Origin of the sequence: Moorena sp. SIO3H5 (genome assembly GCF_010692395.1) — a bacterium.
Classification (GTDB): domain Bacteria; phylum Cyanobacteriota; class Cyanobacteriia; order Cyanobacteriales; family Coleofasciculaceae; genus Moorena.
Map to the genome: position 1 here is coordinate 1 of NZ_JAAHHS010000277.1, position 10,368 is coordinate 10,368.

Consider the following 10,368-nt stretch of genomic DNA (forward strand, 5'->3'; position numbering starts at 1 on the left):
ACAAGGGAACAGGGAACAGGGAACAGGGAACAGGGAACAGGGAACAGGGAACAGGGAACAGGGGACAGGGAACAGGGAACAGGGAACAGGGAACAGGGAACAGGGAACAGGGAACAGGGAACAGGGAACAGGGAACAGGGAACAGGGAACAGGGAACAGTATAAAAATTATGTGTACCTCATTATGGTAAAATATGCTATACAGACTAGTAATTTTTTTTCAGGGTATTCCGACTCCCGACTCCCGACTCCCGACTCCCGACTCCCGACTCCCGACTCCCGACTCCCTAAAACCGATGTCTATGTCTAGGTTTTTAGCAGATACAAAAACTCCAACGGTAAACCATCAGTATCAGCGATAAACGCTACCTCATAAACATGATTACCGATCATCTGTTGGGTAGGTTCCAACAAAACCTTCAACGGCTGAAACTGCTCTGGGTTCTGCTCAGAAGCCTCTTTAAAACTTTCTTTCAAGGACTCTAACCAACTGGGCAAATCAGTAGCGCTATCAGTTAGGTCAAAAGACACGTGGTAATATCCCACATAATGCTCATCCCCAAAAGCATCCGGTGCTGGTGATGGTTCAGGAATTTGGATCAGTTCCAAGCGTCCACCCAGTCCCTTCAGCCAACACGCTAGAGTGATGCCAGTAGTGAAGCGTTCAGATACCGTGAATCCTAACTTCTCATAAAATGCGATCGCGCGATGAATATTGGCTGTGCGAATCGAAGCGTGATGCATGGATTTTGTCCTTTGGCCTTTTTCCTTTACCCTTTATTATTTCTAAGCAACAACAGGTGTACTGAAATCACCAAGCGCTAATCACGTGCTCACCAATCACTAATCACGTGCTCACCAATCAAGCAATCACTAAAACAATCTGAAATAAGGGTAGCGCACAGGTACCCCAGGTTCTTTTTCCAAATCAAAATTGATTACTTCCCAACAAGGTTCTTCCTCAGGTTCTGGGCTAAATTCTACCGGCAACCCATATAATCTGGGTTTGCCTGACTCTGAGTTCCCTCGCCAGGGGGTACTGCGCTCTAGGTAGGCACTCACTAAATCCCGATAACGACTGGCAATAATCACTCGTGTTGCCCTATATCCTTCAGTGTATAACTTGTCTAGGGCTTCGTGAATCTCAAAGCGAATTCCATCAGGATGAGTGTGCTGTCGGTACCATTTATCTTGCCATAGACGCCAGTGACGCCCAGATTGTAAATGAATCAGTTCCCCAGTTTTTGGGTTGGCTTCAAACGCACCATGACGTGGACACAAGTAAGTGTCAGTCAACGTCAATGCCGGAATTATCTGACGGCAGTGAGGACATTTTATTTCTGAACCGAATATCGGGTACTGCAAGCTAGAATCAATCATTAAATGCTAGGGAGTGCCTTAGAGGTATATGCTATTACCTAATGGCTCCATCATTATAACTGGGTATTTATTAGTGTTGGTCTCAGTGACCCCACTGTAAAACCTATGTAAAACCTAAGGTATTAATTACCATTATCTCCCTATTCTGATTAATTGTGGATCATCCCCTACCTCAAACCCCAATACTGACATCTTTTTGGCCTCCCCCAGATCTTTCTGTTGCTGCCTTTGTAGCCCCTAATGCTGTAGTTATGGGTCAGGTGTCCGTAGCTGCAGGAGTTAGCATTTGGTATGGTGCTGTAGTCAGAGGTGATGTGGAGCGCATCGAGATTGGCGATCGCACTAATATTCAAGATGGGGCAATTTTACACGGAGATCCCGGCAAGCCAACAGTTTTAGAAGACCATGTCACAGTTGGTCATCGCGCTGTCATTCATTCAGCATATATTGAACAGGGTAGCTTGATTGGTATTGGAGCAGTGGTACTCGACGGGGTTCGTGTCGGTCATGGTAGTATCGTGGGCGCTGGAGCTGTGGTTAGCAAAGACGTTCCTCCCCTTTCCTTGGTAGTCGGTGTCCCTGCCAAAAAATTACGGGATGTTTCGGAGGCTCAAGCCGCTGAACTGATTGAACATGCACGGCACTATGAAAAGTTGGCTCTAGTTCATGCAGGTAAAGGCACAGATTTAGGGTTTAGTGTAACCTAATACTTCGCTGCCGTTGCCCGAAACCCGGAACAGGGAACTTCCGATCCCGGAACAGTGGACAATAATTGAGAAAAACACTATCACAAAAGCGCTGTATCGCGTTTTACCGATTCCTTACCCATTAGTCAAGTGTGGGTAACTGTGATTAACTTTTGCTAAGTTTTCCCAAGAAGTGTGCAACGTCTTGAACAAATGGGTGATCAGCTTACTGAAAAATTAACTAAAAAAAATTGACCCATAAGTGCGACTATATATATAAACAACTAAGTACCGTCCGGTACAAGGCATATCAAGCTGAGGGAGGTTACCCCTCTAGCTTGGTAAGAGTTATTTGATTACTGAGTCACAGCAACTTGTTGAACCAACAACCCCACTTCTTCTAGGGGTGGGAGGGTAAAAATACTTCAAGCATTATAGGGAGGACACGCTTAACCATGGATTTACGTCTATTAATAGTCTTATTGCCTTTACTCCTAGCACTAGGCTGGGTAGCTTACAATATTGGTGCGATCGCTCTCAAACAAGCTCAAAATTATTTGAATAGATCTCAATAAATCCCGCGTCAACCAATTGAGCAATAGTAGCTTTGCACAAAAGCAAAATAGCCAGCTGTTCCCTCAAAAGGAGGATACAGCTGGTTTGTTTGAGCTATTGACCAATCTTATTTTTGGCAAATCAGTGGCTCTGAACCCAATAGATAATTTAGAAAAGTACCAGCAACAATGGATAGTTGTTTGCTACGTGGATAGACCGCATACCAGTAACGCTCGATGGGAAAGTGTTCTACATCCAAAACCACCAGCTCAGAGTTAACCCCTTCCATAACTAAGGTATGACGAGATAATATAGAAATTCCTAAACCCCCTGCGATCGCTTGCTTAATTGCCTCATTACTCCCCAAATCCAGCCGCACCTTTGGGGAAATCTGGTGGTGATCGAATAGTTTTTGTACAGCTTTGCGTGTTCCCGAACCAGGCTCCCTCATAATAAAGGTTTCTTGAGCTATACGTTTAAGGGAGATATTTTTTTCCTGAGCTAGAGGATGATCGGCCCGTGCGATCACAACCAGGGGGTTTTCTTGCACTGGTTTGTAGCAGATCTCCTGGTTTTCTGGAAGCTGACTCATAATGTATAAGTCATCTAGATTCTCACTGAGACGACCAAGGATGTATTCGTGGTTGGTGACTTGCAGAGAAATATCAATGCCTGGATAACGCTGGCAGAACGGACCTAGTAAACGAGGAATAAAATATTTCGCAGTTGTAATCACTGCTAAGCGCAGACGCCCCTGTTTTAAACCTTTGAGATCTGCCACTTTCATCTCAAACTGGTCTAAATTCTCAAAGATATCGCGGCAGGTTTTAACTAGTTCCTCACCAACCTGGGTCAGGTAGATGCGCTTACCTACCTGGTCAAACAGAGGCATACCAACAACTTTGGTTAGCTGCTTCACCTGCATAGAGACAGTGGGTTGGGTGAGAAACAGTTCCTCTGCAGCTCGTGTAAAGCTGTGGTGCCGAGCGACTGCTTCAAAGACTCTTAACTGATGCAATGTGGCTTGCTTCAATGATATTACTCCTATCAGGATAGAGATCTTAGTCTTTGACAGTCTTTAAAGTCAGGAGTAGGGAGTGGGGAATGGGGAAAAGAAAATTTCATAGTGTTCATGGTGGACTTTTTTCCATGGTAGCTATTATGAATCTTTGGTACGTATGGGTATGTTTCTTAAATCTGGTAGTTCTACAAGTTCTTTTTCTGCTTCCTTTACATTAACTGGTATTCTCAACGGTTGTGGTTGCTCCTCGATCAGGCAACTCGCTATGGGCAAGCTTTTCTCTAAATCTTCAAGAGGTCTAGGAATCACTGTCACAGCGGTTAGTTCACCAATACGCTGGGCTTCAGCCATTCCAACTTGTAAAGCAACTGCTACATCTGCCACACGACCCCGAATAATGGCAGTACATAAACCCGCCCCAATGGTTTCGTAGGCAGTAAGCTGTACATTGGCAGCTTTGAGCATGGCATCCGAGGCCCCAACCATTGCTGGTAATCCCCTGGTTTCTAAAAGACCTAGGGCATGATTACTGACCCGGCTACGATGATTTTGGTTAACTTGATCGAGTAGGTTAACACCGATGGGAAATATCACTTCCAGGTTGGGAAGTGGTCGCGCAATGATTGTCGAAGACAGCAACTCACCCTCTCGTTGAGCATAATCCTTACCCGATTCCACAGCAATTCTCACCTCAGCGATCGCTCCTCGCACAATGGCAGTGCAGTGACCACTACCAGTTTTTTCATAACCCACAAGGGTAACTTCTGCTGACTTGAGCATGGCGTCAGCAGTACTAACAATCACTGGAAAACTTAGAGTAGAGACTAAACCTAGGGAGGCTTGGTTAAACCGTTTTCTCTTTCTCAAGGGATCGTCAGGGGCAAGCCCAGGTTTGTATAACTCCATCAGACAGAAGACCTCTCTTTGGTTGTCGGCTGTTAATTGTTGGCTTATATCAAGTTTAGAAAGTTAAGTGTTCAGCAGAAACCTACAAAGGTCAATCAAGAAGCAAGTCATGCCATGGGACTAGATGATTGGCATAGGTTTTGTCTGGGAGTAGTGTGCCGACCACCGGTATGATCTAGCATTTATCAAATAGGTGAGGTACACAGTTACAGGGTTGTGCGGGAGTAGGGAGTCGGGAGTCGGGAGTCGGGAGTCGGGAGTAGAGAGTAGGGAGTAGGGAAGTCAGAAAAGGGATCCCCCCCACCACTTAATAAGGGGGGAACGGAAGTGGGAAAAAATTTTATTTACCTCATTACTATGAAAACAGCTATAATTATAATTTATAACTATAATAAATTATTTTAATAAAACCGTAGACAGAACTTCTATAAAAACTAACTATATAGCGTCAAATTAAGGAATACAGGGTGGGTGTTGGCTTGAGACTCCCAACTTGTGTCGTTCTAGCTATGCCAATGGCGTTCCTGCTAGCCATCAAAGTTCTGACAATTGGCGTTCGATTCCTTTTTTCTATACCAGCCGGAAATTTAGATTAAATCACAGATCTAGCAGAAGTCAGAAGTCAGAAGTCAGAAGTCAGAAGTCAGAAGTCAAAGTTTTGCGCTTACTTAGGTTTGAGACTTTGGTCATGTCCTAACTGTCCTGGCGACTGCTATAGTTAAATCCTTGTTTATTTGATAGCGTTTATAGCGTTTCTAGGACTCATGAGGTACACATTATTTTTTACCTCTTCCCTCTTCCCTTACCCTCCTCGGAGGGGTTAGGGGTGGGTTCCTCTTCCCTGCTCCCTGCTCCCTGCTCCCTGCTCCCTAAAAACCAGAATTTTTTACCTCACAAGTCGTAGAATTGCTATATATAAATACCCGTTGATGGAGCCGTAACCATGAGTAGTCTATCTAAACTTCAAAGCCGAAAACTTGGATTCATCGAATTAATTTCAATGGGGTTTGATGTTTATCTGAAAAACTTGAAGCCTATCCTACTGTTGTTTTGTACAATCTATTTGCCTTTGCTGATAATTTTATCAGCTTTAAACCCTGAAAATCAAAATAACCCTTCAGGATTATTTCTGGCCTTTTTTATAGTTTTTTCGATTGTTGTAGCTTTAGTAGGTTTCATTTACTATATAGCCCTAGCCCTGATTACAGAAAATTATCTTCATGGAAGAGATACCAGTTATCAGAGTGCAGTCCAAAAAATAGTTTCAAATTTACTTCCTCTAGTTGGCTTGGCTTTGATATTTAGTATTAACTATTTTATCCGATTTATGCTACTTATAATCCCAGGTATAGTTTATACGGTAAATAATCAATACTATGGGCTAACTTGTATTCTCCGAGACCAAAGGGGAAAAGACGCTTTCAATTACAGTCGCTCAAGAGTTGAAGGGAATTGGTGGAAAGTATTCTTCTTCACTTTTCTAGGTGGATTGATTGCTTTAGCCTTACAATTCATCTTGAATAGTGTCTTAACTAGTATTCCTTTTATGAAAAATTTTTGGGGTGATTTACTTTCAGTAATTTTACCCCAATTTATCGTAATCGGGATTACCATTGGTAATATACTTCTATTTCTTAACTTAGATTATCAGAAAAGTTTGGAGAGCTGATTAACTTAGAATCATTATAGGTTTAGGTTGCGGCGCAATCTTAGACTTCAATTGCTTAATATTAATATAGGATAGGCGCTTGCCCGCCCTGCTTATTAATTGGCCTAGGCCACATCAACCACCATTGGGCGTTGTTTTTTCTTGGGGTGGTCTCGATGGGTTTTTCGGCGTCGGCTTAGGCTCAACTCAGTCAGGCTCCATCACTTGTCTTTTCTGAGTTTAACCTGATTGGCTTCTGACGAAAACTATCTCTGTGTTGACAAACGACTTACTTCCTTAACTTGTCACTGAAACTTCTCACTGATGGGGATAATTATAGACTTTTGTTAACTTATTTGTTAAGTTATATGAACATAATGCCAGAGTTTTCTTAGCCAGCCCTAATATTAATATTATAACCAATCTATAGTCATTTCCAAAGTAGCTTAGTAAACTTCTATTATTGACGGCTGCTTGGAGCACGTTGTTTTGACTTGTCAACTTAATCAAATATTGTCAATAGTGATATTTATTGACATAAGGTTCAGCAGCAAAACTCTCAAAGTATTGCTTGATAAGAGGTTTAGAGGACTCTCCAATGAAAACTCTGTTACTTTATCCTCGTTTTCCTAAAACTTTCTGGTCTTACGACAAATTCTTGGAGTTAGCAAATCTCAAGGCAGTCATACCGCCTTTGGGAATTATTACTGTAGCCGCCCTATTAGCAGAAAATTGGGAAATTAGGTTGCATGATCGTAATGTTGAAGAAGAAACAAATGCTGATTGGGAGTGGTGCGATATTTATTGAGGCTTGTGCGCTGCATGTGAACATTTCTGGGAGTATCGCATTTTAGTAAGGGAACCCATTACTCAGCAATTAGGATTCGATCCTCTTAGTTAGTCAATCTCGGTAGAACAACCAATATTTGCAGGCAGATAATACCTAAGTTTTATCCACTTTTCTAACTTATTTTATTGTTTCGCAACAGCTTTAATTCCAATAGATTATAACGTTTAGCACTACGGGAGTAACAGTCATGGCTACTACTGTCGGGATATTCAAAACACTCGAAAATCATGTTCCCGTATTGGGAAATATAAATTACAAAGATCCATTATCTTTTCATGGAACCTTTGGTGTGATTAAGACAGTCAACATGGTGCAAATGTTGATTGCAGAAGCTTATATGAATGGCCTCGAAATACCTGACTCGGCTCTCAAGGGACTTTTCAATGCATGTATGCCAGTGTTTTTCCAATTTTTCCCATCTCTTCTAACAGCTTATGAATGGGTATTGAACGAAAGTCAGAATGTTGCAGAAGGATCACAGGACTTGATGGCGATCCAGTACGACCTTCCCCAAGAGATGTTCAACCTGATGTTGGGTAGTAGTACACTAATTTATCCAAAATACACAGTAGCATTGTGGGATCGAGGAGCTTGTAACCTTGAACAAGCTCAGATGCAGATGATGGATGATGTTATTGAAAAGTTAGACATTAAAGACGGAGACCAGATATTAGATGTCGGATGTGGCTGGGGTTCTCTGGTTAATTATATACTTGCCAAATTTCCCAATGCTCAGGCTACAGGTCTGAATTTGAGTCACGAACAGTGCGAGTATATTCGCCATAAAATGAACGATCCTCAAAGTTACCTGAGTTCAGATCGGTTCACTCTCTATGAAGGAGACTTTAATGATGCCAAGTTTGATACAAAATTTGACAAAATTGTTTCTCTTGGCGTTTTTGAGCACGTAGGTAACTTGACACAAGCATTTCGCAATCTGGCTTCTTTCTTAAAAGAAGATGGTAAAGTCTTCATTCATATTATGACAATTCGTACCCCCAATAATGTATCCAGTGTTTTCACTCATAAATATATCTTTCCTTACGGGCGTTTCTGGAATTACGATGTCATCAAGAGCAAAAATAAAGATCTAAAAACTATCAAAGATTGGTATATAAATGGACTAAATTACTCGAAAACTTATGAAAACTGGCTGAATAATTTTGATGCCAATCAGGAGAGAATAAAACAGTTAGATTTTGGCATGAACTATGGTAAGTTTCGCCGGATGTGGAGATTTTATTTGATCTGGTTCGCTCGCAATTTTGCAGCGTGTGATGGTCACTACAATGGCAATGGTCAATATTTAATGGTTCGTGCTTAATGGTCAAGCTTAATGGTCAAGATTAGTTAACTATTAGGAGAGGATTAGGAGGAACGATGCAAGATTTACCACCAATACAAAGCAGAGAAATGATGGGATTAAAAGACATCTTACCGATCAATCATCTCCATGTCATCTATATTGCCATTCATCTGGTAGCTCTGTCCATTGTGTGGTCAGGATTTACCTGGCTTGGTGTATCGCTATGTTTAGTTAGTTATTTTGGTCGTCATTTGGGTTTAGTTGCAGGATATCATCGGTATTTTGCCCATCGGTCATTCAAGACATCGCGTCTGATGCAGTTTTTTCTTGCACTCCATGGCAGTTTGTGTGCTGAGCGGGGACCCCTCTGGTGGGGGCAAACTCATCGTCTGCATCATCGATACTCCGATACCCCTAATGATATTCATTCTCCCTACTACCAAGGCTTCCTTTACTCTCATAGTGGCTGGTTTCTTAATCACAAGTTCTTGAAGACAAATTATGAGCAAATTCCTGAGTTTGCTAAGTTTCCGGAGCTGGTGTGGCTAGATCGTTTTAATATGATTCCCTTATTTACGTTTGCTGCAAGTATGTTTTACTTCTTTGGGTGGGAAGGTTTTGCCTGGGGATTTTGCTTGAGCACCGTGATGATTTGGCATACAACTCATACAATTCAATCCTTATGTCATTGTTTCGGTGGGTATCGAAACTTCCAGACATCAGATAGTAGCCGCAACTTTTGGCTCTTTGGTGTCATAGCTCTAGGGGATGGATTTCATAACAATCATCATTATGAACCTAGCTCTGCACGGCACGGATTTGTTTGGTGGGAAATTGATATCGCTTGGTATATCTTGAAGTTTTTGAGCTGGTTTGGTTTGGTGTGGGAGCTGAAAACGCCCAAGAAATGGATGAAAAATAAATCATCTAACTTAGACAAAGTATTAGACAAAGTAACTAAAAACGATGCCAGTTCTGGAGAGTAAAAATAACAATTTACCAAAACGGTCGAATGAAGTTTGGTCATCTTATTGAAGGAGTCAGCTATGAACGGACTTGTGATCAGCTGCTTAATCGTGATTTGTTTGGAAACAGTTTTAATTTCGCTGCTTATGGTCATGGCGAGATTAGGTTATTCCGGCAAGACTATTTCCGAGGCATGCACTAAAGCACCCACACTCGATCTGGTTGTTTCAGCTTTTACATGGTTCCCCTGGGTGATTGGTGCTTTAGTTGCTGGTTGGTGGGGATTTGTGGGGTCACTGATCGGTCAAATTGGAGTGATGCAGTTGTGGATTTTCATTGACGAATCTAGTCATCGGAATGCTATCCAAGGGCCTCGGATAGTTAGTTATCTCAGCCAGCGATTTGGTTGGTGGCGCAATCACCTGGGATTGTGGATAACTGCGATCGCTCTACCAGTATTTTTTGCAATTCGCTTGGCACAAGTATTTGTCTACCCCTTCCTGATTTGGCTGCTTGGGTTTCCTAACTACAAACATAGGGATTGGATTAATGTCAGTCGCCAGAAGTTTGAAGGCTTAGTTGGGCACGATCTGATTTGGTGTTGGTACTGCGATTGGATGACTGGAGTGTATGCTCTGGGTGCTGAAATGCTCCGGAATGTAGAATCCTTTTGGTGTCCCATCCGCTTTTATTACGACAAGAAGTGCGAAAACTGCAAGCTGGATTTTCCGGATATTGAAGGGGGTTGGGTTTCTGCTACTGGAACGATGGAGGATGTGGTTCAAACCTTGGACGAAAATATGCCCAAAGATGGTAGTTGGTCGTGGTTCGGTCACCCAAAGCGGGGGGTTGAAAAAGGCTAAACTCTTTTGTTGCCCCGCCAGGGAAACACTATACATCATCGGCTAGCTGAAGCTGCCGATCCTGTGACATACTCCTACACTGACTCTGCTCTTACAGAGCCGCTTCGCGAACGAGTTCAGTGTAGGCTTCTTGCCAACTCCACCCAACGGTTCGGATACTCGGCAAGCTTTATTAACGACACGGGATG

Annotated in this window: 12 protein-coding genes and 1 pseudogene; 8 read left to right on the plus strand and 5 right to left on the minus strand. The window is 42.5% G+C overall.

Annotation, left to right across the window (positions count from 1 at the left end):
- Positions 1-309: pseudogene (locus F6K52_RS24880) on the plus strand (hypothetical protein); the annotation flags it as partial.
- Here the strand turns inward: F6K52_RS24880 and F6K52_RS24885 are convergent.
- Together F6K52_RS24885 and F6K52_RS24890 are read right to left on the minus strand one after the other, a co-directional pair.
- On the minus strand, positions 306-743 hold the full coding sequence (locus F6K52_RS24885; RefSeq protein WP_293084342.1) for a VOC family protein: 438 nt from the start codon (positions 741-743) through the stop codon (positions 306-308). The pseudogene F6K52_RS24880 and the gene F6K52_RS24885 sit on opposite strands and share 4 nt — an antisense overlap.
- 129 nt (positions 744-872) lie before the next feature.
- Complete coding sequence (locus F6K52_RS24890; RefSeq protein ID WP_293084345.1) at positions 873-1,379, minus strand: TIGR02652 family protein; 507 nt, start codon at positions 1,377-1,379, stop codon at positions 873-875.
- 155 nt (positions 1,380-1,534) lie between these two features.
- Here F6K52_RS24890 and F6K52_RS24895 point away from each other — a divergent pair, with 155 nt between their 5' ends.
- On the plus strand, positions 1,535-2,086 hold the full coding sequence (locus F6K52_RS24895) for a gamma carbonic anhydrase family protein (RefSeq protein WP_293084348.1): 552 nt from the start codon (positions 1,535-1,537) through the stop codon (positions 2,084-2,086).
- A 434-nt stretch (positions 2,087-2,520) separates the two neighbouring features.
- Entirely contained in the window at positions 2,521-2,640 is a 120-nt protein-coding gene (locus F6K52_RS24900) for a photosystem II protein Y (protein ID WP_070394733.1), read from the plus strand.
- 107 nt (positions 2,641-2,747) lie between these two features.
- Here F6K52_RS24900 and F6K52_RS24905 read toward each other — a convergent pair whose 3' ends face one another.
- The 3 genes from F6K52_RS24905 to F6K52_RS24915 all read right to left on the minus strand — a co-directional run bounded on the left by F6K52_RS24905 (position 2,748) and on the right by F6K52_RS24915 (position 4,851).
- Entirely contained in the window at positions 2,748-3,653 is a 906-nt protein-coding gene (locus tag F6K52_RS24905; RefSeq protein WP_293084353.1) for a LysR family transcriptional regulator, read from the minus strand.
- A 126-nt stretch (positions 3,654-3,779) separates the two neighbouring features.
- The gene (locus tag F6K52_RS24910) at positions 3,780-4,547 is read right to left on the minus strand and encodes a BMC domain-containing protein (protein ID WP_293084355.1); all 768 of its coding nucleotides are present in this window, start codon (positions 4,545-4,547) and stop codon (positions 3,780-3,782) included.
- Positions 4,548-4,722: 175 nt separating this feature from the next.
- On the minus strand, positions 4,723-4,851 hold the full coding sequence (locus F6K52_RS24915; protein WP_293084358.1) for a hypothetical protein: 129 nt from the start codon (positions 4,849-4,851) through the stop codon (positions 4,723-4,725).
- Between the two features lie 639 nt (positions 4,852-5,490).
- Here F6K52_RS24915 and F6K52_RS24920 point away from each other — a divergent pair.
- The 5 genes from F6K52_RS24920 (at position 5,491) to F6K52_RS24940 (ending at position 10,180) form a co-directional block, all read left to right on the plus strand.
- Positions 5,491-6,216 carry a hypothetical protein gene (locus tag F6K52_RS24920; RefSeq protein WP_293084361.1) on the plus strand — a complete coding sequence of 242 codons (726 nt, stop codon included), beginning with the start codon at positions 5,491-5,493 and terminating at the stop codon, positions 6,214-6,216.
- Between the two features lie 577 nt (positions 6,217-6,793).
- Positions 6,794-7,003: a hypothetical protein gene (locus F6K52_RS24925; RefSeq protein WP_293084365.1), complete on the plus strand. Its 210-nt coding sequence runs from the start codon at positions 6,794-6,796 to the stop codon at positions 7,001-7,003.
- Positions 7,004-7,232: 229 nt separating this feature from the next.
- Positions 7,233-8,369: a class I SAM-dependent methyltransferase gene (locus F6K52_RS24930; RefSeq protein ID WP_293084367.1), complete on the plus strand. Its 1,137-nt coding sequence runs from the start codon at positions 7,233-7,235 to the stop codon at positions 8,367-8,369.
- Positions 8,370-8,425: 56 nt separating this feature from the next.
- Positions 8,426-9,337 (plus strand): acyl-CoA desaturase, encoded by a 912-nt coding sequence (locus F6K52_RS24935; protein WP_293084370.1) that lies wholly within the window; start codon positions 8,426-8,428, stop codon positions 9,335-9,337.
- Between the two features lie 132 nt (positions 9,338-9,469).
- The gene (locus tag F6K52_RS24940) at positions 9,470-10,180 is read left to right on the plus strand and encodes a hypothetical protein (protein ID WP_293084373.1); all 711 of its coding nucleotides are present in this window, start codon (positions 9,470-9,472) and stop codon (positions 10,178-10,180) included.
- Positions 10,181-10,368 lie beyond the last annotated feature (188 nt).

Coding starts and splice junctions, on each gene's coding strand:
- F6K52_RS24885 (WP_293084342.1), bottom strand. CDS start 743: ATGCATCACGCTTCGATTCGCACAGCCAATATTCATCGCGCGATCGCA.
- F6K52_RS24890 (WP_293084345.1), bottom strand. CDS start 1,379: ATGATTGATTCTAGCTTGCAGTACCCGATATTCGGTTCAGAAATAAAA.
- F6K52_RS24900 (WP_070394733.1), top strand. CDS start 2,521: ATGGATTTACGTCTATTAATAGTCTTATTGCCTTTACTCCTAGCACTA.
- F6K52_RS24910 (WP_293084355.1), bottom strand. CDS start 4,547: ATGGAGTTATACAAACCTGGGCTTGCCCCTGACGATCCCTTGAGAAAG.
- F6K52_RS24920 (WP_293084361.1), top strand. CDS start 5,491: ATGAGTAGTCTATCTAAACTTCAAAGCCGAAAACTTGGATTCATCGAA.
- F6K52_RS24925 (WP_293084365.1), top strand. CDS start 6,794: ATGAAAACTCTGTTACTTTATCCTCGTTTTCCTAAAACTTTCTGGTCT.
- F6K52_RS24930 (WP_293084367.1), top strand. CDS start 7,233: ATGGCTACTACTGTCGGGATATTCAAAACACTCGAAAATCATGTTCCC.
- F6K52_RS24935 (WP_293084370.1), top strand. CDS start 8,426: ATGCAAGATTTACCACCAATACAAAGCAGAGAAATGATGGGATTAAAA.
- F6K52_RS24940 (WP_293084373.1), top strand. CDS start 9,470: ATGGCGAGATTAGGTTATTCCGGCAAGACTATTTCCGAGGCATGCACT.